Consider the following 26,731-nt stretch of genomic DNA (forward strand, 5'->3'; position numbering starts at 1 on the left):
ATAATAACCTTAGATCACATACAACGATCTTTGACAGAATATGACACTTTTTATGCATTAATTGGGCTATTACACTTGTAAATAAGAATTGTTATCATTAGAATGCCGTTCTATTGATCATCACGCTTATTTATGGGAAACAATATGTCTATTAAAAAAAGTTTAACAGTTTTGTTAGCAGGTACATCGGCACTTGCGAGTTCAATGTCTTTTGCTGCTGAAGAAGTAAACGTATATTCGTATCGCCAACCGTTTTTAATTGAACCGATGATGAAAGAATTCACCGCTGAAACAGGCGTTAAAGTGAATATTCTATTTGCTAAAAAAGGCCTGATTGAGCGTATTAAGCGTGAAGGTAAATTATCTACAGCTGATCTTATGTTAACGTCTGATTTTAGCCGCCTAACTATGTTTACGGAAGAAGGTTTAGCACAGCCAGTTGATAGCGACATTCTAAATAAAAACATTCCGAGTCAATTTCATGGCGCTGAAAAACAGTGGTACGCATTAACTAGCCGTGCACGTAATATTTATTCTTCTGTAGAACGCGTGGGTCCTGCTCCTACTATTACTTACCAAGATTTAGCGACACCTGCTTTTAAAGGCAAAGTATGTATGCGCTCTGGTAAACACCCTTACAATGTTTCTTTGTTAGCGTCTATTATTGCTCACGAAGGTGAAGCAAAAGCAAAAACTTGGTTAGAAGGTTTAAAAGCAAACTTAGCACGTAAACCACAAGGTAATGACCGTGCACAAGTTAAAGCCGTTAAAGAAGGTTTATGTGATTACGCTTTAACTAACAGTTACTACTTGGGTAAAATGTTAAACGATCCAAAACAAGTTGCTTGGGCTGAATCGGTTCATATCAATTTCCCTAATCAAGCTACGACGGGCACACATGTTAACGTAAGTGGTATTGCACTGACTAAGTACGCACCGAATAAAAACAATGCTATCAAATTGATGGAATTCCTATCGGGTGATGTTGCACAGAAGATGTATGCTGAAATCAATTACGAATATCCTGTAAAAGAAGATGTACAACCTTCTAAATTGGTTGCATCATGGGGCAAGTTTAAAGCAGACGATATCAAACTATCTGATATTGCTGCGCAACATCAAGCCGCCATTAAGTTACTGGATGAAGTGAAATTTGATCTCTAAGTCGTTCAACCTGTACAAGTTACTGCCTTGGGTAGTAACTTGTATTTTGTTATCCCCTGTTCTTGCTATATTTTTCAGCGCTTTCTCTGTCGACGAAAGTGGTAGTTTTCAACATCTAATTGATACGGTTTTATCAACTTATATTAGTAACTCACTGTTAGTTATTGTGTATGTTGTTCTATTAAGTATTCTGTTTGCTTTGCCCTGTGCTTGGTTTGTGGCCTGTTGTGAGTTTCCTACTCGTGAGAAGTTACAGTGGATGCTGATGTTACCCCTCGCTATGCCTCCCTATATTATCGCGATTGTTTATACCGATTTATTAGACTTTGCTGGCCCTGTACAGTTAACGATACGGGCTTTGTTTGATTGGCAACCGAGCGATTATTATTTCCCTGAAGTGCGCACCTTATTTGGTGCTTCTGTTATTTTAGCGTTATCGCTTTTTCCTTATTTATATCTGTTATTACGTGGCGCTTTTTTAACGCAATCTGCGGGATTATTTCAAGCGGCAAGAACCCTAGGTGTATCTCCTTTACGTGCCTTTTGGCGAGTCAGCATTCCTTTATCTCGTTCTGCGATGGCAGTGGGCGTCTCATTAATTGCCATGGAAACATTAGGTGATTTTGCCACGGTTAACTATTTTGCTGTGCATACGCTAACCACCGCCATCTACGATACTTGGTTAGAATTAGGCAGTTTGACTACCGCCGCCAAAATATCGTCTTTAATGCTGTTAGCGATTGTGATTCTAATCTCCTTAGAAAGTTATAGTCGTCGTAAACAACAAGTTTATCAGCGTAATGGCAGCGGCAATACCGAGTTACGTTTTGTATTAACGGGGTGGCAAAAGTGGGGCGTATTAGCATTCACTTGGTCGTTATTAGCTTTCTCTTTATTTATACCGATTGCGACGCTTTTATATTATGCGGTTAACTATTTTAATGCTTCGTTAAACAATGACTTAATGCACTACACCCTAAATAGTCTGTGGTTAGCTTTTTTAGTTGCAATACTGGCTATATTAGTGGCGCTGCTGGTTAACTTTTATCAACGTTTAAGCCCTGGCTTAGGTGCAAAATCTAGCATTCGCCTGTCTTCACTTGGTTATGCGGTACCGGGGACTGTGGTTGCGATTGGTGTGTTGATCCCGCTTACTAATATCGATTTATGGTTAAATGATGTGTTGCTAGCTTGGGAGCTTAAACCTGTTGGGTTGCTGTTATCTGGGTCACTGGTTATTTTAGTATTAGGTTATTTAGTACGTTTTAGTGCTATTGCGGTGGGCAGTATCGATAGTAGTTTAGTACAGGTTTCACCGTCGTTAGATCTTGCTTCTAGAACCCTAGGTAATGGCCCTGTTAAAACACTTTGGCGGGTTAATATTCCGTTAATTAGAAAAGGCATGCTTACGGCTTTTATTTTAGTTTTTATTGAATCTATGAAAGAATTGCCTGCGGCGCTATTATTGCGACCTTTTAATTTTGAAACATTAGCCACTTACGTTTATCAATTTGTATCCGATGAGATGATAGAGCTAGCAGCATTGCCTGCGCTAATGATTATTGGCTTAGGCTTAGTTCCTTTTATTGTGGTAAATCGTTTGTTGGAGAAAAAAACTTAATGAGTGCGTTAAATATCCAAAATTTAAGCTGTTCTTATCAAAAAACAGCGGTCTTAGAAAACTTGGATCTGAACTTACATGATAATGAAATTGTGTGCTTATTAGGTGAAAGTGGCTGTGGTAAAACAACCTTACTAAGAGCGGTTGCCGGTTTACAAACAGAATTAACCGGACAAATTAGTATTCGTCAAAAAATATTAAATGATCCACAAACTTATGTCCCCCCTGAACTGAGAAAAATTGGCCTTATTTTTCAAGATTATGCACTTTTCCCGCATTTAAATGTTTTTGATAATGTCGCTTTTTCACTTACCAAAATGACTAAGCAAGAAAAACAACAGCGTGTGCAGGAAGTCCTGGCGCTAGTGCAATTAAGCGACCTTAGTGCGCGTTTCCCGCATCAATTATCTGGCGGACAACAACAGCGTATTGCTATTGCCCGTGCTTTAGCTTATCAGCCAGATCTAATGTTGTTAGATGAACCTTTTTCTAATTTAGACCAGCATGTGCGTTTTCAATTGATCCATGAGATCCGTCAATTATTCAAACAGCGTCAAATGAGTGCTTTATTTGTGACTCACTCTAAAGAAGAAGGCTTTGCTTTTGCTGACCGTATTGCATTGATGCAAGCGGGAAAAATTGTACAAATAGATACGGCTCAAAAATTGTATCGTAAACCTAACTCTCCCTATGTCGCTAATTTTATGGGACAAGCTAACTATATTGATGTGCAAGTGGTGGACAAATACAGTTACCAAAGTTGTTTTGGTTTATTAGGCAGTAATAGCGTGATTGAACAAACGATTGGTAAGCAGCTACGTTTATTATTACGCCCTGAACATATTGAGATAACCCCTGACCTAAAAGGTGAAGCTACGGTCAAACAGGTTGATTTTCAAGGTGCATTACAACAAATCAGTGTGCTATTCGCTGGGCAAGAGTTCACCGTGAGATACAGTAATAGTAGTAGCGAATGTTTAGCGTTTAATGTTGGTGATAGAGTTTCTTTGACAATATTGAACCATGAATTTGTTACCTTTGAGAATTGCTAGCCGGCACTGACTCTGAGTATCGTCTGACTTTAATTTTTGATGTACTAGATGATAGCTTAGTGAATTACTAGCTTATAGATTACTGGGTTACAGGTTTACGCTAGTAAATTAATTAATAGCTTAATAGTGAGCAGAATAAGAAAAGCCAGCGATGCAATGTATCGCTGGCTTTTTTGTTTTTAAAGCGTACGTGTTTAAAGTGCGCTTGTTTCTAATATGCTATGGCTATGACAGTAAAAGTAAAAGTAAAAGTAAAAGAGAAAGTAAATGCAAGCGATTAAGTACTTGGGCTTAGCTCGTACATTAAACTCGCCTTTAAGCTTTCTTCTTGCTCTTTTGTCAGTGAATCTCCATCAGCAGTGGAGACGATAAATAAATCTTCTGCACGTTCGCCTATGGTCGATATTTTCGCTGTATCAAGCATTAAACCATGGTCAACAAATACAGTTCCTATATTAGCCAGAATACCGGGCGCATCGAATGCTACTACTTCAATCTGAGTGCGTTTACGACGTGTCGGTAGAAACGTTATTTTAGGCTCAAATTTAAAGGGGCGCTTAACTCGCTCCAGTCTAATGATGTTGGAGTTAACCACATCTGGTTTTAATAAAGTATCCGTGATCGCTTCTCGCAAACGTTGAATTTTATCGTCATCAATATGTTCACCATCTTCTTCTAATACGGTGAAGGTACTGAGTGAATAATTATCTCGGCTAGAGAGAATTTTTGCATCGTGAACACTTAGTTTTTTATTATCTATTTCAGTCACAACGGAAGAGAATAACAATGGCATATCTTTATGATAAACAAATATCTCACTGCCTCCACGTGCGTTATTAGTACTGATCAAAACCAAAGGTTTAGTGTGGTCTTGGTGATGTAATAAGTTCTGCGTGTGCCAGCAAATCTGTGCCGAGGTATAACGGAAAAAGTAATTGAGCCTAAAGCGTTTCCATAATGGCTTCACTTTTTCTTCGCTAATTCCTAACTCAGCTAAAATACCCAATGCTTTTAATTGGCGATCTCTAATACGATCACGAATATCCGGTGGATTTTCTAAACCACGACGTAACATGGTCAAGGTTTTGTAATAGAGGTCACGTAATAAAGTGCCTTTCCAGCTATTCCACGTTTCCTCGTTGGTTGCACAAATGTCAGCCACGGTTAAGCAATACAATAAGTTAAGGTATTTTTCATCACGCACGGTTTTGGCAAAGGTAATAATAACATTAGGATCACTGATATCACGGCGCTGGGCGGTGACAGACATGGTTAAATGTTGCTCTACTAACCAAGCAACTACTTTTCCTTCGTGGCGAGTAAGTCCATGTAATTCACAAAACGCTAAGGCATCCACTGCACCTAATGTTGAGTGATCACCTTGTTGTCCTTTAGCAATATCATGGAAAATAGTGGCTAAGAATAACAGCTCAGGTTTTTCTAACTTTTTATATATTTCATGGGCTAGTGGATGCTCGGCTTTGCTTCTTGGGTAGTTATAGATGAATTTAGCGAGCTTATGCGTATGTGCGTCCACCGTGTAAGCATGAAATAGATCGAACTGCATTTGCCCGACGATACGGCTCCATTGAGGAATGTAAGCGGCTAACACACCATATTCATACATTAAGGTAAAAGGGATACCCATGCCGCGAGGATGCCTAATAATTTGCATAAATACAGCGCGACATTCTGGAATATTTTGCAACCAATGGGTCAAGCAGCGTCTTGCCTCACGCAGTTCGCGTAGCGTGCTTGAATAAATACCTTTAATACGTGAGTCATCGGCAATATGCACAAACAGTTGTAATATCGCTTCAGGGTTATCCTGAAAGTAACCGGAGGTGGTTAGCTCGATTTTATTACCACGGATTCGAAAATTGTCATCAATATCATGAAATTCGGTGGTCGTTACATTACCTAAAATCGCTTCATCAAAATATTGTAGTAACATTTCGTTAAGCTCTTTTACACGGCGAATAGTTTGATAGAACATCTTCATCATCTGTTCTACGGCTTCATTGCGCTGACCTGTGTAACCTAATAGCTTTGCTACTTCACTTTGGAAATCAAATAGTAAGCGGTTATCTGGGCGATTTGTGACAGTATGTAATGCAAAGCGTATGGTCCAAAGCTGCGACTGGCAATCACTAACTTCGTGGTATTCACCCTGTGTGATATAACCGTAAGTGGTTAACTCTAATAGACTATGGGCATCAAAGTGACGTTTCGAAACCCAGGCAATAGTCTGAATATCTCGTAAACCACCACAACCATTTTTAATATCTGGCTCTAGGTTATATCCATCACCTCGGCAGTTCTTATGGCGTCCAAACTGTTCTTCTTTTTTAACCGTAAAAAATTCATCCGATGGCCAAAAGTCATCTTTACTAATCAGCTCTTGTAGTTTTTCAAAGGTACTTTCATTGCCTTTAATCAAGCGAGATTCAATCATGCTGGTGGCAACAGTAATATCGGCTTTACCCTGCTCTAAACAATCCTTTAGGGTACGAACACTATTACCCACATCCAGTTTTAGATCCCAGAGTAGGGTGATTAATTGCCCTATTTTTTCTTCTGATTGTTTACTAAAACCATGGTCTGAAAGTATTAACAGGTCGATATCAGATTTGGGGTGTAGTTCACCACGGCCATATCCACCGACAGCTAAAAGACTTAAATCATAGCTTTCATCTAATCCGACTAAGTTCCATAAACGACTTAAAAGTTCATCAACATAACGTGCACGTAACGACACAATTTTATTAATATTTTTTTTCGCTTTGAATTGTTCAAGTTGCCAGTCAGAAAATTGTTTTAGATGTTTTTTGATGAAAGGAATAGTGAGATCTTGTTGTTGAATTTGTAGCGGGGAATACTGTTCAAAGTCCATTTAATGCCTCGATTTTATGCCTTAACGTTATGCCTTAGCGTAGTGCCTTAACGTAATATATCAACGTTGTGCCTCAACGAGATGCTTCGATATTAACGGCCCGATATTAGCGCCTTGATAATAGCCAGTACGTTATTGACAACGTGCTGGCTATTTACGTTCATTCTTTAAATGCTACTTACGCTGGGTTAATGATTCGCTCAATGGTTTCTTCTGGACGTAATGTTAAAATTTCAACACCTGTTTCAGTTACCAATAGAGTATGTTCCCATTGTGCAGATAGTTTTTTATCTTTAGTCACAACAGTCCATTCATCTTTTAATACTTTACAATCACGTTTGCCCGCATTCAGCATTGGTTCAATGGTAAAACATTGGCCTGCTTTTAATACTTCGCCAGTGCCTTTTTTACCGTAATGCAATACTTGTGGTTCTTCATGGAAACCAGCACCAATACCGTGTCCACAATATTCGCGAACGATTGAGTAGTTGTGGTTTTCAGCATGTTTTTGAATTGCAGCACCGATATCACCTAAACGAGCACCAGGTTTAACCATATTAATCCCAATGTATAAACATTCTTGTGTTACACGTGCTAAACGTTCAGCCAGAATAGATGGTTTTCCGACCATGAACATTTTAGAGGTGTCACCGTGGTAACCATCTTTAATAACAGTGATGTCTATATTTAATACATCGCCGTCTTTCAGTGCTTTATCGTTAGGAATGCCGTGGCATACAACATAGTTTAATGACGTACAGATAGACTTAGGAAAACCATGGTAGTTCAACGGAGCGGGAATGCCTCCTTGTTCATTAACGATGAAATCATGGCAAAGCTGATTTAGTTCGTTAGTAGTTACCCCTTTCTTAACATGAGGTTCAATCATGGTTAATACGTCAGCAGCTTGTTGTCCTGCGATGCGCATTTTTTCTATTTCTTGAGCAGTTTTAATGAGTCCAGACATATTATATCTCTATACTTTGAATAAATTGTTATAGGACAACTATAAAGAATTTTAGGCGATGGTGCTAGATAAAATCTATTTCAGAAAGCCTTACAATGGGCAAGGATTTGAATGTTATATAAGGGATTAGAAAATATGTTATTTAGCACGCTATTTATTGAGCTAATTCGCTAACTGTGGTATAAAGCGCACCGAGATTGATAGATTAATTTTTTAATCGCTTTCTCAAATAATCAATATAATCCATTCAAAACATTCAATGTATTGAATAATAAGGATTATTACTTAAATAACACACACGCATCGACACGTCACTCGGGGTGCCTTTTTCTGTATAAGAAATTAATGGTCGAGTGTATGGGATGTGTGGAGGCCTAACCCCCTAAAAGGAAATTCAAATGGCAACAGTATCAATGCGCGATATGCTACAAGCAGGCGTTCACTTCGGTCACCAAACTCGTTACTGGAACCCAAAAATGAAACCATTCATTTTTGGTGCTCGTAATAAAGTTCATATCATCAACCTTGAAAAAACAGTTCCAATGTTTAACCAAGCGCTTAACTTCTTAGAAGCTAAAGCATCTAAAAAAGGTAAAGTCCTTTTTGTTGGTACTAAACGTGCTGCATCAGAAGCGGTTAAAGAAGCAGCTATTGCTTGTGACCAATTCTATGTTGATCACCGTTGGTTAGGTGGTATGTTGACTAACTGGAAAACAGTTCGTCAATCAATCAAACGTTTGAAAGATCTTGAAGTTCAAAGCCAAGACGGTACTTTTGACAAGTTAACTAAGAAAGAAGCGCTTATGCGTACTCGTGAATTAGAGAAGCTTGAAAAAACACTTGGTGGTATCAAAAACATGGGTGGTATCCCAGATGTAATCTTCGTAATCGATGCAGATCACGAGCACATTGCAATTAAAGAAGCGAATAACCTAGGTATTCCTGTTATCGCTGTTGTAGATACTAACTCTTGCCCAGATAACATCGATTACATCGTTCCTGGTAATGATGATGCTATCCGTGCAGTTAAGCTTTACTTAAGTGCAGCTGCTACAGCTGTTAAAGAAGGCCGTACTGCAGAAGTAGTAGTAGCTGAAGGTTTTGTTGAAGAAGAATCAGCTGAGAAATAAGTTCTTCTAATAATAGAAGCTCTTATTAACCAATCATTGGTTGGTTATCAGGGGTCTATATGACCCCTTTTTTATAGAATAAAAATAGGAATTCGAACAATGGCTATTACAGCTCAGCAAGTTAAAGAACTTCGTGACCGCACTGCTGCGGGTATGATGGATTGTAAAAAAGCATTAGTTGAAGCAGATGGCGACATCGAGCTTGCAATTGAAAACATGCGTAAATCAGGTGCTATCAAAGCAGCTAAAAAAGCAGGCCGTATTGCTGCTGAAGGCGCTATCTTTGCAAAAACTAACGGTACTACTGCATTAATCATCGAAGTTAACTGTGAAACAGACTTCGTTGCAATGGATAAAAGCTTCTTAGCATTTGCTGAAAAAGTAGCTGATATCGCGCTTGCAAATAAAGTAGAAAGCGTTGAAGCATTAAACGCACTAGCATATGACGATTCTACAGTTGAAGAAGCGCGTGAATTGTTAGTTGCTAAAATCGGCGAAAACATCTCTGTACGTCGTTTACAAATCGTTGAAGGTGAAAACCTTGGCGCTTACGTACACAGCCGTAAAATCGGTGTTGTCTCTGTGCTAACTGGCGGTGATGCTGACCTAGCTAAAGATATCGCGATGCACGTTGCTGCAGCGGCTCCTCAGTTTGTTAAACCTGAGAATGTACCTGCTGACGTTGTTGCTAAAGAGAAAGAAATCCAGTTACAAATTGCTATCGAAAGCGGTAAACCTGCTGAAATCGCAGAAAAAATGGTTTCTGGTCGTATGGCTAAATTTACTGGTGAAGTAAGCTTAACTGGTCAATCATTCATTAAAGATCCATCAATGACTGTTGCTAAACTTCTTAAAGGTGCAAATGCAGATGTTGTCTCTTTTGTTCGTTTAGAAGTTGGTGAAGGCATTGAGAAAAAAGTAGAAGATTTCGCTGCTGAAGTTGCTGCAACTATGGCTGCTTCTAAGTAATCTACTTTATAAACAATAGGTAATGTTTTTTAGCATTGTTCCGTTGTAAAAAAGAACCGCGGCATGCCTGCGGTTCTTTTATATTCAGAAGAAAGTGAATATAGCTGCTTAATAAACCAATTTGAGACCTATTTTTTAAAATATCTTGCATGATTTTTTAAAAAATCGGTATTATTTCAACTTAAGGAATGAAATTATGAGCACTAACCCTAAATCAGCATATCGTCGTATTTTATTAAAACTGAGCGGTGAAGCCCTCGTTGGTGAAGAAGGGTTTGGTATTGATCCTAAAGTATTGGATCGTATGGCCTTAGAGATTAAATCTTTGATTGAATCTGGTGTACAAGTTGGTTTAGTGATCGGTGGTGGTAATATTTTCCGTGGCGCGGGCCTTGCTCAAGCTGGAATGAATCGTGTAGTAGGCGATCACATGGGAATGTTAGCGACAGTGATGAATGGATTAGCAATGCGTGATGCATTACACCGTTCACACGTTAATTCTCGTTTAATGTCTGCTATTCCTCTAAATGGTGTTTGTGACGATTATAACTGGGCCGAAGCAATTAAATATTTAAAATTAGGCACTGTGGTTATTTTTGCTGCGGGTACAGGTAATCCTTTCTTTACTACCGATTCTGCTGCTTGTTTACGTGGTATCGAAATTGAAGCTGATGCCGTACTTAAAGGTACTAAAGTTGATGGTGTTTACGATGCAGACCCAGTAAAAAATCCAGATGCGAAATTATACAGCGTATTAGATTACCAAACGGTACTAGAGAAAGAGCTACAAGTAATGGATTTAGCTGCATTTACCTTAGCACGTGACCATAGTCTACCAATTCGTGTGTTCAATATGAATAAACCCGGTGCATTAAGTCGTGTTGTTTTAGGTGGTGATGAAGGTACAACTATCACACACGCACAGGAAAATATTTAATTATTTATTTAACGATTACAATACTAAATAAAGTTGTAATCGATAAAAAAAGTGACTATTTGTAAAGTATGACTTTTGTAATATATGACGATATAAAATATCGTGGTTATTATTAAAGCGATATTGGTTAAAAAGCGTGCCAGTTAAAAATAGTTGCCAATGTAGATAACAAAATTTGATAATGAACTAATAAGTTAGGAACTAAATATGATTAACGAAATCAAAGATGATGCTCAAACTCGAATGAATAAAAGCATCGAATCATTTAAAAGCCAATTAGCTAAAGTACGCACAGGTCGTGCACACCCTAGTTTACTTGATGGCATCATGGTGCCTTATTACGGTTCTAATACACCGTTACGTCAAGTGGGTAATGTATCAACTGAAGATTCACGTACATTAACAGTGACAGTATTTGATGCGACTTTAATTGCAGCAGTAGAAAAAGCAATTATGGGATCTAACTTAGGTTTAAACCCTATGTCTGCTGGTACTGTTATTCGCATTCCTTTACCGCCATTAACAGAAGAGCGTCGTAAAGACTTAATTAAAGTGGTTCGTGGTGAAGCTGAAAATACACGTGTTGCTATTCGTAATATTCGCCGTGATGCTAATGGTGACTTTAAAGATCTAGAAAAAGAAAAAGAAATCAGCGAAGATCAACAACGTCAAGGTGAAGAGTTAGTACAAAAAGTAACTAATGAAAGCATCAAAAAAGTGGATGAAGTATTAGCGGTTAAAGAAGCTGAATTGTTAGAAGTATAAAACTAACTAGTGTTCAAAAATGCACCCTCTAGTGACTAGTCGGTGCATTTAATTGTTAATAAAGGATTATTGTGAGATCAGAAACACTTAAAAGTAATTTCCCTAGACATGTTGCCATCATAATGGATGGAAATGGCCGTTGGTCAGAACAAAAAGGAAAACACCGAGTTTTTGGTCATAAACACGGCGTAAAAGCGCTACGTAAAAGTATTGCTTTTGCCGCTGAAAAAAATATTGAAGCATTAACCATCTTTGCTTTTAGTAGTGAGAATTGGAAACGTCCTGAACAGGAAGTCAATATGCTGATGGAGCTGTTTTTTACCGTACTTGGAAGTGAAGTAAAAAAACTCCATAAAAATAATATTAAGCTAACTATTGTCGGTGATATCTCTGGTTTTAGTGATCGCCTGCAAAAAAAAGTACATGCAGCACAGTTATTAACTGCAAATAATACCGGTTTAGCATTAAATGTAGCTGCTAACTACGGCGGCCGTTGGGATATTGTTAATGCAACCCAAAAAATAGCGCAACAAGTAAAAGAAGGTGCCCTAGAAGTTGATAGTATCGATGAACAATTATTGACTGGCACACTGTCTTTAGGTGAATTACCTGATGTTGATTTGATGATACGAACGGGAGGAGATTACAGAATAAGTAATTTCTTACTATGGCAACTTGCTTATGCGGAGTTATATTTTACCGATATATTATGGCCTGATTTTGATGCCAAAGCCTTTCAATTAGCTCTAGATGTATTTTCAGGTAAAGAGCGACGTTTTGGACAAACCAGTGCACAAGTAAATAACTAATTTTTACCCAACAGATATAACGGGATTTCTCTGTGAAGCAACGAATTATTACCGCGCTTATATTAGCGCCACTAGCCATTGCGGCTATTTTCTTTTTACCTCTTCAATTTTTTATGCTGTTTGCTGCTGGTATTTTTTTACTCGCTAGTAAAGAGTGGGCCGGTTTTGTTAGTAAAGAACCTTCTTCAGCTACCCTTTATATCTTTGGTTTGATACTTGGCATTACGCTGATGTTGATGCCTATTGGCTTGATCTGGGGCCCTGAATTGCCTCATCAATATATAATTACTGGATTAACTGTGGCTGCGGCTTGGTGGTGTGTTGCCTTAGTGATGGTTGTGCGTTATCCGACTTCAGCAACACTTTGGCGAAACAGTAAACTCCTAAAAAGCATTTTTGGGTTACTTACTTTAATTCCTTTTTTCTGGGGATTAGTAGTATTACGTTCAGTGAATATGCATCACGACTTCTATTTTGGTGCGGAATTATTGATGTTTGTATTTTTATTGGTGTGGGCTGCTGATTCTGGTGCTTATTTTGCGGGAAGACAATTTGGTAAACATAAGTTAGCACCTAATGTAAGTCCGGGTAAAACCATTGAAGGATTATTAGGTGGCTTAGTGAGTGCCGTTATCGTTGCTTATTTTGCGAGTCATTACTTTGCTATTCCGGCTGAAAAATTAGGATTGTTTTTTGCGGCTTCAGTGATCACTACTTTAGTCTCTGCATTAGGTGATTTAACCGAAAGTATTTTTAAACGAGAAGCTGGTTTAAAAGACAGTAGTAATTTATTACCTGGACATGGTGGCATTTTAGATCGCATAGATAGCTTGACAGCTGCTGTTCCGGTGTTTGCTCTTATTTATATTTATTGGCTTGTTTAATGATGACCAACAATACAACCAACAATAACGCACTAAAGCAATCAGTGGCTAAAAACTTAGCCGTATTAGGTGCAACGGGATCAATTGGTGATAGTACTCTGAGTGTCTGTCGTCATAATCCTGAGCTGTATAATGTGCAGTTTTTGTATGCGGCAAGCAATATTGAAAAAATGCTCGCTCTTTGTATCGAGTTCAAACCTGCCTATGTTGCGTTATCAAATCCGCAAGCAGCATCACAACTAAAAATCTCATTACAAGAAAACAAGCTTAATTGCCAAGTGTTACCTGAGTCTGAAGTGCTGGCATTATTAGGCAGTGCTGAGATTGATTCTGTGATGGCTGCAATTGTAGGTTCAGCGGGTTTAAAAACAACGCTGGCAGCTGTACATGCAGGGAAAGAGGTTTTCTTAGCAAATAAAGAATCTTTAGTCATGTCCGGTGCATTATTTATTGATGCGGTTAAAAAGTCGGGTGCAACACTGTGGCCCGTTGATAGCGAACATAACGCTATATTTCAATCTATGTCGCCGAACTTACAACAAACCATTGGCCACTGTGATTTAACTGCTGAGGGTGTTTCTAAGATTTTATTAACTGGCTCTGGTGGACCTTTTTTAACTAAGCCGTTGCACGAGTTTTCAAGTATTACCCCTGATGTGGCGATTAAGCATCCTAATTGGAGCATGGGCCCTAAAATCTCTATCGATTCTGCAACCATGATGAACAAAGGCCTTGAGTATATTGAAGCAAGGTGGTTATTCAATACCAATAAAGATCAGTTACAGGTGATTATTCATCCTCAATCAGTGATCCATTCTATGGTGCAATACCAAGATGGTAGTGTCATTTCACAAATGGGTAACGCAGATATGCGCATACCTATTGCACATGTTATGGGTGGTAAAAAACGCATTAAAAGTGGGGCTGCAGAGTTTGATTTTTTTAACACGGCAAACTTTACCTTCGCTGAACCTGATTATGACCGTTATCCTTGTTTAAAATTAGCGATACAGGCTTGTTATGAAGGGCAGCATGCGACCACATCACTGAATGCGGCTAATGAAGTAGCAGTGCAAGCCTTTTTAGAACAACGTATTAAGTTCACGGATATTCCACGTATTGTGGATAGTATTTTAAATACATTAGAACATCAAAAAGTCTCGTCCATTGAGCAGTTATTAGAAATTGATAAGCAGGCTAGAGCCGATGCGATAAAATTGATTAATCGAGGTGGAGTTTGTTAGATTTTATATGGAATACAGCGGCATTTATTATTGCGTTAAGTATTCTAGTTGCCATTCATGAGTATGGACATTTTTGGGTTGCTCGTCGCTGTAAAGTAAAGGTACATCGTTTTTCCATTGGTTTTGGTAAAGTCCTTTTTAAAAAATTGGATAAGTATGGTACTGAGTTTGTGATTGCAGCTATTCCATTAGGCGGTTATGTGAAAATGCTTGATGGGCGGGTTGAAGAAGTGCCTGAAGCATTATCTGAATTCTCTTTTGATAAAAAGTCAGTATGGCAACGTATTGCCATTGTTGCAGCAGGGCCTATTGCCAATTTCCTATTAGCTATTATTGCTTTCTTTTTAATGTACATGATTGGTGTAGGAAGTGCTAAACCCGTTGTTAATGGTGTACTTGAAAATTCACCAGTTAGTGTGATCACAACTCAATCCCCTTTTCAGGTGAGTGCGGTTAATGGCCGAACCGTTAATGATTGGGAAGCGCTAAACCTTGCTTTAGTTGCACAGATTGGAGAGCCAAGTGTCGAGCTCAGCGTAACGCCTGTTAATTTGTTTGACCTGAGTTCAAACTCTCAATCAACACTGAGCGAGAATAGGGAACCAAGTCAAACTTATACAGTCTCATTAGCTAATTGGAAATTTGACCCTAAAAAAGAGTCGATTATTAGTAGCTTAGGACTTATTCCTTACTCTCCCAAAGTACATTTAAGTGCCGCCAGTATCGCTGAAAATGGTGCCGCACAACGAAGTGGGTTAGAAATTAATGACAAATTAATCGCCATTAATGGGATCCAGTTAGACGATTGGCAACAATTTGTTAAGTTGATTCAAGAAAATGCAAATCAACCATTACGACTAGTGATTGAAAGAGGGGCGATAAAACACACGCTAACACTTGTCCCCGACGCTCGTGAAAGTGCTGACGGTACATTACGAGGTTATATCGGTGTTGCTCCAAAGGTTGACCCTTACCCTGAAGAGCTTAGAGTAAGCTTAAAATATGGACCGATTGACTCTTTCTTAAAAGGAGTTGATAAAACTTGGCAGCTCAGTGAGTTAACTTTTTCGACATTAGTTAAATTAGTGACCGGTGATTTATCGGTAAAAAATCTCAGTGGGCCTGTTGGAATTGCTAAAGGTGCCGGAATGAGTGCGGACTATGGATTTGCATACTTCCTAGGGTTTATTGCTTTAATTAGCGTAAATTTAGGTATTATGAATTTAATACCTTTACCTGTTTTAGACGGTGGTCATTTGATGTATTACTTTGTTGAAGCGATTACGGGTAAACCAGTTCCTGAAAGGATCCAAGAGTTTGGTTTTAAAATTGGTGCTGCGGTTTTATTCACATTTATGTCAATTGCTGTGCTGAACGACTTTAATTTATTGTAAAAGAAACAATAAAATTTATTATAGAATATAAACAATGAGGTAGTGCTACTTTCTAACACGATTTGAAAGTAATATTCACTCCCCATTGACCTGGATATTTAAATTGTTTTGCACTGATGTGCAGTAAAGGATTTTGTAGATAATGTTTAAGAAATATTTGTTAGCATTGACATTTACTGTCACCAGCTGTTTTTCTAACCTTGCTTTAGCTGAAAAATTTACCGTCTCTGACCTACAGTTCGAAGGACTTCAACGAGTAACACTGGGCGCAGCATTATTGAGTCTACCAATCCGTGAAGGTGATGTGGTCGATGAATATGATCTATCGCAGGCAATTAAAAAAATGTATAGCAGTAGCTACTTCGAATCGATTCAGCTATTCAAAAATGAGTCTGTACTTATTTTTAAAGTGAAAGAACGCCCAACGATCAGTGCCATTGAATTAACAGGTAATGACAAACTTACTGAAGAGCAAATATTTGATTCATTAAAATCTTCTTCTATCCAAGTTGGTGATGCGTTAGATAGAACCGTTCTTACCAGTATTGAAAAAAGCTTAGAAGATTTCTATCACAGTGTGGGTAAATACAGCGCACAAGTAGAAACGATTGTGACACCTTTACCTAGAAACCGTGTTTCTATTCAATTTGTATTTCGTGAAGGGTTGACGGCAAAAATCGAACAAATCAATATTGTTGGTAATAATGTTTATTCCGATGAAGACTTGTTAAAGCGATTAACATTAAGTGATTCTGCTGGTTGGTGGGATCTTTTTGCCGACGATAACTACCAAAAACAAAAGTTAGCCGGTGATTTGGAAGTTATTAAAAGTTATTACCTAGACCGCGGTTACATTCGTTTTAAAATTGATGAGACGCAAGTAGCACTTAGACCTAATAAAAAAGGGGTTTATGTTACGGTCAATGTTAACGAAGGTAATATTTATAAAGTGTCAGATGTGACCTTTATTGGTGATCTATTAGGGCACGATGCAGAAGTAAAAAGCCTTGTTGCATTTGCTAATGGAGATACTTATGCCGCATCTGACGTGGCTGCTTCGGAACAAAGTATTCGTAAGTACTTTGGTCGTTTAGGTTACGCATTCCCTGAAATCAATACTTACCCTGAAATCGATGATGCAACTAATACCGTTGTGGTTAATTTCTCCGTAGCTCCAGGGCAGCGTGGTTATGTTAGACATATTAATATTTCAGGTAATACCACTACCAAAGATGTTGTGTTGCGTCGTGAAATGCGCCAGATGGAAGGCGGATGGTTATCTAGTGAAGCAATCGAAGCATCGCGCGCGCGTTTAAACCGTTTAGGTTTCTTCTCAACCGTTGATATAAATACCGAACGTGTCAGTGATGATTTAGTTGATGTGAGTGTTAATGTAGCTGAACAAGCGTCAGGTAGTTTTAATGCCGGTATTGGTTTTGGTACAGAGTCTGGGATCAGCTTGAGTGGTGGTATTCAGCAAAATAACTTCCTAGGTAGTGGCGATAAAATTGGCTTTCAAACTAAGTTTAATGACTACAGTGTCAGTGCAGACATCAGCTACGATACTCCTTATTTAACCAAAGATGGTGTTAGTGGTGGGGCTCGAATTTATTATGACAAATTTGAAGCGGGCGATGCGAATATTGTCGATTACACCAATACGACTTATGGTTTACGTTTCAGTACCGGTTTTCCTGTTAATGAAATAAATCGTTTAGGGTTCAGTGTTGGCTGGGAAAATAACGGTATTTCTCAGCTGAAAGGTTATGAACAATTAAATACGTTTTGGGATATCTATGGTTCATTACAAGATGATGATGGTGGTGCTGACTTTAGAAACTTTGACCTTACGACTACCTGGTCGCGCAATAACTTAGACCGTGGTCAATTAGCTACGCAAGGTATGTCGCACACTTTACGTGGTAAAATAACTATTCCAGGTTCAGATCTACAATACTTTAAACTTAATTTTGATATTCGTAATTACCAACGTATTACTGATGATGGTGATTGGACTACCTTATTACGAGGTAGTTTAGGATATGGTAATGGCTACGGTAAATTTGAAGGGAGTGATCAAATATTACCTTTCTTTGAAAATTATTACGTAGGTGGTTACCGTACAATTCGTGGATTTTCTAGTAATACAGTAGGGCCACGAGCTTTATATACTGAAGGCATTGGGGATAGTGCTATATATACTGATAGTGCCGTGGGTGGTAATGCAAAATATACATTAAGTGCGGAACTTATCTTCCCTGTGCCGTTCTTAGATGAAGCCTATGCACGTCAAGTGCGTAGTAGTTTGTTTGTTGATGCCGGTGAAGCGTGGGATACCGAGTTTGATTATGATACGTATAAAGACAATTGTGCATCTAATTGTGATTACGGTGGCGACTACTCTAAACCTGGACGTATACGTGCATCGATCGGTACTCAGTTGACTTGGGTTTCACCAATGGGACCATTAATCTTTACACTGGCTGTTCCATTAAAAGATTATGCAGGCGATAAAACCGAAGTGTTTTCATTCAACATCGGTGATGTTTTCTAAATATATTTAATGGATGTTTGAATAACACCATTGTATCGATATTAAAATGTGCACGCTGTGCACGATTTCTTTTTTTATTTTATTACAGATTTATTAATACGGAGTTATAGCATGAAAACCATGAAGACCTTTTTTAAAGTAATTACCTTAGCCGCTGCAATGGTATCTGTATCAGCAGTTCAAGCCGCAGAAACATCAAAAATTGGTGTTGTATTTCCATCAAAAGTGATGAAAGAGTCTCCGCAACGTGCACGTATTATTAAACAGTTAGAAGGTGAGTTTAAAGGCCGTTACGAAGAGTTACAGAGCTTAGAAAAAAGTATTAAAAAAATAGAGACTAAAATTAAGAAAGATGGCGAGCTATTAAATAAAAGTGAAGTCACTGCCTTACAACGTGACATCGAAGGTAAAATTTCTGAGTACAAATTAAAACGTAAAGCTTTTGAAGAAGATAACCGTCGTCGCCAAGGTGAAGAGAATCAAAAAGTCCTAGCAGTAGTTAGCAAAGTGATTAATGAAGTTGCTAAAGAAGGCGGATACGATTTGATTTTAAACGGCGAACAAATTGTTTTCTCAAAACCTGCTTTAGATATTTCAGACAAAGTTATTCAAAAAATTAGTACTAAGTAGGTTTAGATTATTATGGCTTATTCATTAGCAGATTTGGCACTTCAACTTTCAGCGCAATTAAGCGGTGAAGAAGATCTACAAATATTACGTTTAGCGACCTTTGAGTCCGCTACACAAGGTGATATTACTTTTGTATCTGACATTAAGTTATTGGCTCGCTTAGATGAGTGTGAGGCGAGCGCAATTGTATTGCCTTCATCAATGCAAGACAGCTATAAAGGCAATGCGTTATTTATGGATAACCCTTATGTTGGTTATGCATTGTTAGCGCGTTTGTTTGATACCACACCCAATTTACCAGTGCTTATCGCTGAGTCAGCTCAAATTCATGATACAGCGGTGATCGGCAATAATGTGGCTATTGCAGAAAATGTGGTGATTGGAGCAGGCGTTACGATTGGAGATAATACGCAGTTATTTGCGAATTCTGTGATTGGAGAAGGCTGTCAATTAGGTTCGGGCTGTAAAGTTTACCCGAATGTGTCTATTTACCATGCTTGTGAAATTGGCAAAAATGTCATTATTCATGCGAATGCTGTTATAGGATCCGATGGGTTTGGTAATGCCCCTTACCAAGGGACTTGGGTTAAGATCCCACAAATTGGTAAAGTAATTATTGGTGATAATGTTGAAATTGGATCGAATACGTCAATTGATAGAGGTGCGTTATCGGATACTATTATTGGTGACGGCGTTAAGATTGATAACCAGTGTCAAATTGCCCACAACGTACAAATTGGCGACCACTCTGCTGTGGCTGGCGGTACCTGTATCGCTGGTAGTACCAAAATAGGTAAGAACTGTATTGTAGGTGGTAGTGTTGCGATGAATGGTCATATTACCATTGCTGATAATGTTATTATCACCGGTGACAGTATGGTTATGCGTAGTATTAAAAAAGCAGGTGTTTATTCATCTGGTGTACCTGCTCAAGAAAATAAAGCATGGCGTAAAACAACTGCTTATACATTAAAAATTGAAGAGTTATTCAAGCGCGTTAAGCAACTTGAAAAACAAATTGAAGATAAAAATTAAGGAAAATCATCGTGTCTAACGAATTAAACAGTCTTGATATTAAGGAGATCATGGATCTTCTACCGCATCGTTACCCATTTTTATTAATCGATCGTGTAGTTGATTATGTACCTGGTAAAACACTATCAGGTTACAAAAATGTCTCTTTTAATGAACCACAGTTCACAGGACATTTTCCAGGCACACCTGTTTTCCCCGGAGTGATGATTTTAGAAGCATTAGCGCAGGCAACGGGTGTATTAGCATTTGCCACTTACGGCAAACCTGCAGAAAATGAGCTATATTTTTTAGCGTCTATTGACCAAGTACGTTTTCGTAAACCGGTTGTACCTGGTGATAAATTAGAGTTAGAAGTTATTTATCTTAAAGAACGTCGCGGTATGGGCAAATTTGAATGTATCGCTAAAGTTGACGGCGAAGTCGCTTGTCAGGCAATGATCATGTGTGCAAGAAGAGAAATTTAATGATTGATTCTACAGCAAAAATTCACCCAACAGCGATAGTTCATGAAAATGCAATTATTGGCAAAAACGTAGAGGTCGGTCCCTATAGCATCATCGGCGATAATGTTGAAATTGGTGATGATTGCTGGGTCGGTCCGCATGTTGTGGTTAAAGGCCACACTAAAATGGGTAAAAATAATAAAATTTACCAATTTGCTTCGGTCGGCGAAGATTGCCAAGATTTAAAATATAATGGCGAAGTTACCTATCTTGAAATCGGTGATAATAATGTTTTCCGAGAAAGCTGTACTATTCATCGTGGCACAGCGCAAGATGAAAGCTTAACTAAGATTGGTAATAATTGTTTATTAATGGCGTATGTACATGTCGCACATGACTGTATACTGGGCAACAATATTATCCTGTCAAATAACGCAACTTTAGCTGGGCACAGTAAACTGTCTAATAATGTGATTATCGGCGGTTTAACGGCCTTGCATCAATTCACTCGAGTGGGTGAGTATGCAATGATTGGTGGTTGTTCTGCAGTTAATAAAGATATTCCGCCTTACTTTATGGCATCGGGTAATTACGTTCAAGCTCAAGGAATTAATTCCGTTGGCTTAAAGCGTCATGGTTTTAGTAGTGCGACAATTATGCAAATTAAACGCGCTTATAAATCAATATGTCGTAACGGTAATACGTTAGCACAAGCCAAAGCTGAAATAGCAGAAAATGCTGCAGATTGCCCAGAATTAAAAACGCTTTTAGATTTCATTTCAGATGAAAATCGCGGTATTGTTAGATAAGCCACTTTCTTAAAATATCGTAAAAAAAGGCTCTTTTGGAGCCTTTTTTTTTAACTTCATTATATAAGAGTAGATCATGACTAAACCATTGCGTATTGGATTGATAGCCGGTGAAACATCTGGAGATATCTTAGGTGAAGGGTTAATTAAAGCCCTAAAAAAACAATATCCTAATGCTATTTTTGAAGGTATTGCCGGCCCTCGAATGATGGCGCAAGGGTGTACTGCTTTGCATCCTTTAGAAGCTTTATCAGTAATGGGATTTGTTGAGGTATTAGGTAAATTACGCAGTATTTTACGTATTCGAAAATCAATTATTGAACATTTTATCAATAATCCCCCTGATATATTTATAGGCATTGATGCACCTGACTTTAATTTGACGGTAGAATTAAAACTTAAACAGCAGGGCATTAAAACCATTCATTATGTGAGCCCTTCGGTGTGGGCTTGGAAGCAATGGCGTATCCATAAAATTGCCAAAGCAACGGATCTTGTTTTAGCTTTTCTACCTTTTGAAAAAGCTTTTTACGATAAGTTTAATGTGCCATGCCAATTTGTGGGGCATACTCTAGCGGATCAACTGCCGTTACAGCGCGATAAATCAAGCGCACGTGCGCAATTAAATATTCATCCTGATGAAAAAATATTAGCCTTATTACCGGGCAGTCGTAAGGCTGAAGTAGAGATGCTTGGCCCTATATTTTTGCAAGTGGCACAAGTTATCCATCAAAAATACCCCGACTATCGATTTATTGTGCCGGTGGTCAATGATCGTCGCAAACAGCAATTCCAACTGCAAATAGAGGCGTTGTCAGAAACACTCCCTATTACTCTGATAGATGGTCAATCCAGTGCTGTGTTGCAGTCCGCGGATACTGTGTTGTTAGCATCTGGTACTGCCGCATTAGAAGCTATGTTAGCTAAAGCTCCGATGGTGGTTGCCTATAAAGTCTCACCAATCACTTACCTGATCGCTAAAGCGTTAATAAAAGTTAAATATACTTCACTACCCAATTTAATTGCTGATAGGGAAGTGGTTAAAGAACTAAGTCAAGATGATTGTACCGTAGAGAACATAGTGGCTGAATTAGAGCGTTTAATTGCACATGACGGACAAGCAATGGTTGAAACCTTTACCGAGTTACATAAACTTATTCGATGTGATGCGGACACTCAGGCTGCGAATGCAGTGGTTGAGTTATTAAATAGAGATAATAAATAATGGTTGCTAAAAAGATACAATACCCAGACGTTATTTACCCAGACGTTGCCTTTATTGCTGGAGTAGATGAAGTTGGGCGTGGTCCTTTAGTAGGGGATGTTGTCACTGCGGCTGTTATTTTAGATCCTAACAAGCCAATCGCGGGGCTAGCTGATTCAAAGAAATTAAGCGAAAAAAAATTAGCTTCATTATTTGAACAGATAAATGACAATGCGTTAGCAGTGAGTATTGGCAGAGCATCACCGGCTGAAATCGATGAGCTAAATATATTGCATGCGACTATGTTAGCCATGCAACGAGCAGTGCAAGGTTTAACAATAACTCCCGAATTTGTTTTTATTGATGGTAACCGTTGTCCTTCATTAGCAATGCCTAGTGAAGCGATTGTGAAAGGCGATTCACGTGTTGCTGAAATCAGTGCTGCATCGATTATTGCTAAAGTTACCCGTGATAGAGAAATGGTCGAGTTAGATAAACGCTACCCAAATTATGGTTTTGCTCAGCATAAAGGTTATCCTACTAAAGCGCACTTTGCCGCCTTAGAAGCGCACGGTGTGATTGCTGAATATCGACAAAGTTTTAAACCTGTTAAAGCTATTTTAGCTTTAACTTCAAAATAGGTTCTTGAAAGTATAATGTTATGTCTGAAATGAGTACCGAAGCATCTGAGTTATTACCTGTAGAAGCAACTGCACCTTTAATCAATCCTAAGTTTGTGCATTTACGTGTGCACAGTGATTTTTCAATGGTTGATGGTTTAACTAAAATAAAACCATTAATTGCTAAGACTGCTGCATTAAAAATGCCGGCCATAGCGATCACTGATCAAACTAATTTTTGTGGCTTAGTTAAATTTTATACCGCGGCACATGGTGCAGGTATTAAGCCTATTGTGGGTGCTGATTTTTGGGTTAAAAGTGAGTTATTAGGTGATCAACAGTTTCGTTTAACGGCATTAGCGATGGATGCTGTTGGTTACAAAAATATTACTGAGCTTATTTCAAAAGCGTATTTACGTGGCCATGTTAAAGGCCGTGCGGTATTAGAGCAGTCTTGGTTAGCCGAACATCAACAAGGTGTTATTTTACTATCGGGAGCCAAAGACGGTGACTTAGGAAAAATGCTCTTAAAGGGGAATACTGCGGCCGCTGTTGAGATCACTGAATTCTATAAAACGTATTTTCCAAACAGATATTATATAGAGCTAATTCGTACCAATCGTGTTGCTGAAGAAAATTATTTACATCTCGCCATTGATTGGGCTGCTCAATACCAACTCCCGGTTGTTGCGACTAATGAAGTCGTATTTGCAGACCGCTCATTATTTGATGCACATGATATTCGTGTTTGTATTAATCAAGGGTATGCACTCGGTGATGAAAAACGTCCCAAAGACTATAGTCCTGAACAGTACTTACGAAGTGAAGAGGAGATGTGTGAACTCTTTTCTGATATTCCCGAAGCTTTGCAGAACAGTGTTGAAATAGCAAAACGATGTAATGTGACGTTACGTTTAGGTGAATACTTCCTGCCCGACTTTCCAACCGGTGATTTAGAGATCGATGAGTTCTTTTGTAAAGTTTCTCGTGAAGGATTAGAAGCTCGCTTAGAATTTTTGTTTGATAAAAATAGTAAAGATTTTGCAGAAATAAGAAAACCCTATGATGAACGCTTAGAAATAGAGCTGTCGGTTATTAACAAAATGGGCTTTCCGGGTTACTTCTTGATCGTAATGGAATTTATTCAATGGAGTAAAGATAATATTATTCCAGTTGGACCTGGCCGTGGTTCAGGTGCCGGATCGTTAGTGGCTTATGCATTAAAAATCACTGATCTTGACCCATTAGAATTAGAGTTACTGTTTGAACGATTTTTGAATCCCGAACGTGTTTCTATGCCCGATTTTGATATCGACTTTTGTATGGATAGACGTGATGAGGTGATCGACCACGTTGCACAGTTATATGGGCGTGATGCGGTATCACAGATTATTACCTTTGGAACCATGGCGGCAAAAGCGGTTATTCGCGATGTGGGGCGTGTATTAGGTCACGCCTATGGTTTTGTTGATGGCATTTCAAAGTTAGTGCCACCAACACCAGGTATGACGCTAAGCAAAGCCTTTGAAGAAGAGCCCCGTTTACAAGAACGTTATAATGCGAGTGAAGATGTACGCGCATTAATTGATATGTGTCGTACCTTGGAAGGTACCATTCGTAATGCAGGTAAACATGCCGGTGGTGTAGTTATATCACCAACCACTATTACTGATTTCGCGCCCCTGTACTGTGATGATGAAGGCCGTAACCCAGTCACACAATTCGATAAAAATGATGTAGAAACAGCCGGTTTAGTTAAATTCGACTTTTTAGGATTACGTACTTTAACGATTGTGCAGTGGGCTTTGGACATGGCAAATGCACATAAACATGATCGTGGTGAAGAACCTATTTTTATTGAAAAAATAAATCTCACTGAACCTGCTTGTTTCGAGCTGTTAAAGCGTTATGAAACTACTGCAGTATTCCAATTAGAGTCGCGCGGAATGAAAGATTTGATCCGTCGATTACAGCCTGACTGCTTTGAAGATATGATCGCCTTGGTGGCATTATTCCGTCCTGGTCCACTTCAATCGGGCATGGTAGATAACTTTATCGAACGTAAGCATGGCCGAGAGGTGGTGTCCTATCCAGATGAAAAGTGGCAGCATGAATCCTTAAAAGAGATCCTTGCACCTACCTACGGTATTATTTTATACCAAGAACAGGTAATGCAGATTGCGCAGGTATTATCGGGTTATACGCTTGGTGGTGCCGACATGTTACGTCGTGCAATGGGTAAGAAAAAACCAGAAGAAATGGCCAAACAACGTGCGACTTTTGAATCGGGTGCGATTGAAAATGGTATTGATGGCGAGCTAGCCATGAAGATATTTGACTTAGTAGAAAAATTTGCCGGTTACGGGTTTAATAAATCCCATTCCGCTGCTTATGCATTGGTGTCTTATCAAACCTTATGGATGAAAACATTTTATCCATCCTATTTCATGGCGGCGGTAATGTCTGCGGATATGGATAACACTGATAAAGTCGTTATCTTAGTGGATGAATGTCAAAACATGGGGTTAACTCTGTGCCCGCCGGATGTTAATGAAGGTTTATTTAAATTTAACGTCGACAAAGACCTGCGTATTATTTATGGAATAGGGGCGATCAAAGGCGTTGGCGAAGGGCCCATTGATGCCATTATTGAAGCTAGAACTGAAGGCGGAAAATTCAAAGATTTATTTGATTTTTGTACACGGGTTGATTTAAAGCGTTGTGGTAAACGTATTATTGAAAAGCTAATTTTAGCCGGTGCATTGGATAACTTAGGGCCACATCGTGCGGCGTTAATGAGTAACTTGAGTGATGCACTGACTGCTGCATCACAATACAAAAAAGCAGAGTCATCGGGACAATCGGATTTATTTGGCGTATTAACCACTGACCACGATGAAATCGAACATAAGTTTTCTGCAGTTGAAAAATGGCCTGAAAAACAATGGCTGAAAGGTGAAAAAGACACCCTAGGATTGTATTTGACTGGACATCCAATCAATCAATATGAACCACATCTGCGTGCGATTAACTGTCTCAAACTAGGTGCGTTAACGGTTAATGGACGAGGTCAAAATAGCCGAGTCTGTGGCTTAGTGTTGGCAATGCGAGTGATGGTTACCAAAGCGGGTAAGCGCATGGGAATTTTGACCTTGGATGATAAAAGTGCGCGTATGGATGTGACGGTTTTTGCTGACTTACTGGACCAGCATGAAGCGTTATTGTTCACTGACAATATTGTGGTTTTACAAGGTCAGGTAAGTGAAGATTATTTCAATGGCGGCTTGAAAATGAATGCCCGTGAAATAATGAGTATTGACCATGCTCGTGAACGTTTTGCGAGTAAATTACGTTTAACAATTACTTCTAACGTTCTGCAACAGCAATCATTGCCACAATTTCAATCTCGTTTAAATGAAATATTAGCGCCTGCTTCAGGTGGTTTATGTCCGGTTTTTATTAACTACCAAAATCATCAGGCACAAGTTGAAATTGAACTCGGCATTGAGTGGTCTATTACCCCAAGTGACGATCTGTTATTTGAATTAGGGCGATGGTTAGGCGAAGACAATGTGACTTTGCATTTTGACCAAGGTTGATGTTAGCA

The 26,731-nt window shown here is 38.7% G+C and carries 21 protein-coding genes; 19 read left to right on the plus strand and 2 right to left on the minus strand.

The window, feature by feature from the left end; translation table 11 throughout:
* Window positions 1-144 precede the first annotated feature (144 nt).
* The 3 genes from MT390_RS05050 to MT390_RS05060 are packed head-to-tail and all read left to right on the plus strand — an operon-like array spanning window position 145 to window position 3,837.
* On the plus strand, window positions 145-1,164 hold the full coding sequence (locus MT390_RS05050) for a Fe(3+) ABC transporter substrate-binding protein (RefSeq protein ID WP_166371086.1): 1,020 nt from the start codon (window positions 145-147) through the stop codon (window positions 1,162-1,164).
* On the plus strand, window positions 1,157-2,785 hold the full coding sequence (locus MT390_RS05055) for an ABC transporter permease (RefSeq protein ID WP_499440073.1): 1,629 nt from the start codon (window positions 1,157-1,159) through the stop codon (window positions 2,783-2,785). Before MT390_RS05050 ends, MT390_RS05055 begins: the two co-directional genes overlap by 8 nt.
* Complete coding sequence (locus tag MT390_RS05060) at window positions 2,785-3,837, plus strand: ABC transporter ATP-binding protein (RefSeq protein ID WP_499439940.1); 1,053 nt, start codon at window positions 2,785-2,787, stop codon at window positions 3,835-3,837. The genes MT390_RS05055 and MT390_RS05060 overlap by 1 nt, the downstream gene beginning before the upstream one ends.
* A gap of 277 nt (window positions 3,838-4,114) precedes the next feature.
* On the opposite strand, the gene glnD is transcribed toward MT390_RS05060, so the two are convergent.
* Entirely contained in the window at window positions 4,115-6,730 is a 2,616-nt protein-coding gene (glnD, locus tag MT390_RS05065) for a [protein-PII] uridylyltransferase (RefSeq protein ID WP_499439941.1), read from the minus strand.
* A 178-nt stretch (window positions 6,731-6,908) separates the two neighbouring features.
* Window positions 6,909-7,697 carry a type I methionyl aminopeptidase gene (map, locus tag MT390_RS05070; protein ID WP_166371078.1) on the minus strand — a complete coding sequence of 263 codons (789 nt, stop codon included), beginning with the start codon at window positions 7,695-7,697 and terminating at the stop codon, window positions 6,909-6,911.
* A gap of 398 nt (window positions 7,698-8,095) precedes the next feature.
* On the opposite strand from map, the gene rpsB reads away from it, so the two are divergent.
* The 16 genes from rpsB (at window position 8,096) to dnaE (ending at window position 26,723) form a co-directional block, all read left to right on the plus strand.
* Window positions 8,096-8,827, plus strand: coding sequence for a 30S ribosomal protein S2 (gene rpsB, locus MT390_RS05075; RefSeq protein ID WP_028867456.1), 732 nt, complete (start codon window positions 8,096-8,098; stop codon window positions 8,825-8,827).
* 99 nt (window positions 8,828-8,926) lie between these two features.
* A complete protein-coding gene (gene tsf / locus MT390_RS05080) occupies window positions 8,927-9,796 on the plus strand; it encodes a translation elongation factor Ts (RefSeq protein WP_499439943.1) in 870 nt (289 codons plus the stop codon).
* A 196-nt stretch (window positions 9,797-9,992) separates the two neighbouring features.
* Window positions 9,993-10,733 (plus strand): UMP kinase, encoded by a 741-nt coding sequence (pyrH, locus tag MT390_RS05085; RefSeq protein WP_028867458.1) that lies wholly within the window; start codon window positions 9,993-9,995, stop codon window positions 10,731-10,733.
* A gap of 207 nt (window positions 10,734-10,940) precedes the next feature.
* Window positions 10,941-11,498 carry a ribosome recycling factor gene (frr, locus tag MT390_RS05090; RefSeq protein WP_028867459.1) on the plus strand — a complete coding sequence of 186 codons (558 nt, stop codon included), beginning with the start codon at window positions 10,941-10,943 and terminating at the stop codon, window positions 11,496-11,498.
* A 68-nt stretch (window positions 11,499-11,566) separates the two neighbouring features.
* Window positions 11,567-12,307, plus strand: coding sequence for a polyprenyl diphosphate synthase (gene uppS, locus MT390_RS05095; RefSeq protein ID WP_499440075.1), 741 nt, complete (start codon window positions 11,567-11,569; stop codon window positions 12,305-12,307).
* A gap of 32 nt (window positions 12,308-12,339) precedes the next feature.
* Window positions 12,340-13,191 (plus strand): phosphatidate cytidylyltransferase, encoded by an 852-nt coding sequence (locus tag MT390_RS05100; RefSeq protein WP_499439945.1) that lies wholly within the window; start codon window positions 12,340-12,342, stop codon window positions 13,189-13,191.
* 2 nt (window positions 13,192-13,193) lie between these two features.
* A complete protein-coding gene (gene ispC / locus MT390_RS05105) occupies window positions 13,194-14,435 on the plus strand; it encodes a 1-deoxy-D-xylulose-5-phosphate reductoisomerase (RefSeq protein ID WP_166371178.1) in 1,242 nt (413 codons plus the stop codon).
* Window positions 14,429-15,829: a sigma E protease regulator RseP gene (gene rseP, locus MT390_RS05110; RefSeq protein WP_499439947.1), complete on the plus strand. Its 1,401-nt coding sequence runs from the start codon at window positions 14,429-14,431 to the stop codon at window positions 15,827-15,829. Before ispC ends, rseP begins: the two co-directional genes overlap by 7 nt.
* A gap of 142 nt (window positions 15,830-15,971) precedes the next feature.
* A complete protein-coding gene (bamA, locus tag MT390_RS05115) occupies window positions 15,972-18,383 on the plus strand; it encodes an outer membrane protein assembly factor BamA (protein WP_499439949.1) in 2,412 nt (803 codons plus the stop codon).
* A 111-nt stretch (window positions 18,384-18,494) separates the two neighbouring features.
* The gene (locus MT390_RS05120) at window positions 18,495-19,013 is read left to right on the plus strand and encodes an OmpH/Skp family outer membrane protein (protein WP_499439950.1); all 519 of its coding nucleotides are present in this window, start codon (window positions 18,495-18,497) and stop codon (window positions 19,011-19,013) included.
* 9 nt (window positions 19,014-19,022) lie between these two features.
* Complete coding sequence (gene lpxD, locus MT390_RS05125; RefSeq protein ID WP_499440076.1) at window positions 19,023-20,048, plus strand: UDP-3-O-(3-hydroxymyristoyl)glucosamine N-acyltransferase; 1,026 nt, start codon at window positions 19,023-19,025, stop codon at window positions 20,046-20,048.
* Between the two features lie 50 nt (window positions 20,049-20,098).
* Entirely contained in the window at window positions 20,099-20,512 is a 414-nt protein-coding gene (gene fabZ, locus MT390_RS05130) for a 3-hydroxyacyl-ACP dehydratase FabZ (protein WP_205963007.1), read from the plus strand.
* Window positions 20,512-21,300: an acyl-ACP--UDP-N-acetylglucosamine O-acyltransferase gene (lpxA, locus tag MT390_RS05135; RefSeq protein ID WP_166371067.1), complete on the plus strand. Its 789-nt coding sequence runs from the start codon at window positions 20,512-20,514 to the stop codon at window positions 21,298-21,300. The genes fabZ and lpxA overlap by 1 nt, the downstream gene beginning before the upstream one ends.
* A 76-nt stretch (window positions 21,301-21,376) precedes the next feature.
* Window positions 21,377-22,525 (plus strand): lipid-A-disaccharide synthase, encoded by a 1,149-nt coding sequence (lpxB, locus tag MT390_RS05140; protein WP_499439952.1) that lies wholly within the window; start codon window positions 21,377-21,379, stop codon window positions 22,523-22,525.
* A complete protein-coding gene (gene rnhB, locus MT390_RS05145; RefSeq protein WP_499439953.1) occupies window positions 22,525-23,145 on the plus strand; it encodes a ribonuclease HII in 621 nt (206 codons plus the stop codon). The genes lpxB and rnhB overlap by 1 nt, the downstream gene beginning before the upstream one ends.
* A 29-nt stretch (window positions 23,146-23,174) precedes the next feature.
* A complete protein-coding gene (dnaE, locus tag MT390_RS05150; RefSeq protein WP_499440078.1) occupies window positions 23,175-26,723 on the plus strand; it encodes a DNA polymerase III subunit alpha in 3,549 nt (1,182 codons plus the stop codon).
* Window positions 26,724-26,731 lie beyond the last annotated feature (8 nt).

The sequence above is a fragment of the Vibrio sp. 2-Bac 85 genome (assembly GCF_037546705.1).
Lineage (GTDB): Bacteria > Pseudomonadota > Gammaproteobacteria > Enterobacterales > Psychromonadaceae > Psychromonas.

Excerpts from the sequence above, each read along its gene's own strand:
- MT390_RS05050 (WP_166371086.1), top strand. The coding sequence starts at position 145 with ATGTCTATTAAAAAAAGTTTAACAGTTTTGTTAGCAGGTACATCGGCA.
- MT390_RS05060 (WP_499439940.1), top strand. The coding sequence starts at position 2,785 with ATGAGTGCGTTAAATATCCAAAATTTAAGCTGTTCTTATCAAAAAACA.
- glnD (WP_499439941.1), bottom strand. The coding sequence starts at position 6,730 with ATGGACTTTGAACAGTATTCCCCGCTACAAATTCAACAACAAGATCTC.
- map (WP_166371078.1), bottom strand. The coding sequence starts at position 7,697 with ATGTCTGGACTCATTAAAACTGCTCAAGAAATAGAAAAAATGCGCATC.
- rpsB (WP_028867456.1), top strand. The coding sequence starts at position 8,096 with ATGGCAACAGTATCAATGCGCGATATGCTACAAGCAGGCGTTCACTTC.
- tsf (WP_499439943.1), top strand. The coding sequence starts at position 8,927 with ATGGCTATTACAGCTCAGCAAGTTAAAGAACTTCGTGACCGCACTGCT.
- pyrH (WP_028867458.1), top strand. The coding sequence starts at position 9,993 with ATGAGCACTAACCCTAAATCAGCATATCGTCGTATTTTATTAAAACTG.
- frr (WP_028867459.1), top strand. The coding sequence starts at position 10,941 with ATGATTAACGAAATCAAAGATGATGCTCAAACTCGAATGAATAAAAGC.
- ispC (WP_166371178.1), top strand. The coding sequence starts at position 13,194 with ATGACCAACAATACAACCAACAATAACGCACTAAAGCAATCAGTGGCT.
- bamA (WP_499439949.1), top strand. The coding sequence starts at position 15,972 with ATGTTTAAGAAATATTTGTTAGCATTGACATTTACTGTCACCAGCTGT.
- MT390_RS05120 (WP_499439950.1), top strand. The coding sequence starts at position 18,495 with ATGAAAACCATGAAGACCTTTTTTAAAGTAATTACCTTAGCCGCTGCA.
- fabZ (WP_205963007.1), top strand. The coding sequence starts at position 20,099 with ATGGATCTTCTACCGCATCGTTACCCATTTTTATTAATCGATCGTGTA.
- lpxA (WP_166371067.1), top strand. The coding sequence starts at position 20,512 with ATGATTGATTCTACAGCAAAAATTCACCCAACAGCGATAGTTCATGAA.
- lpxB (WP_499439952.1), top strand. The coding sequence starts at position 21,377 with ATGACTAAACCATTGCGTATTGGATTGATAGCCGGTGAAACATCTGGA.
- rnhB (WP_499439953.1), top strand. The coding sequence starts at position 22,525 with ATGGTTGCTAAAAAGATACAATACCCAGACGTTATTTACCCAGACGTT.
- dnaE (WP_499440078.1), top strand. The coding sequence starts at position 23,175 with ATGAGTACCGAAGCATCTGAGTTATTACCTGTAGAAGCAACTGCACCT.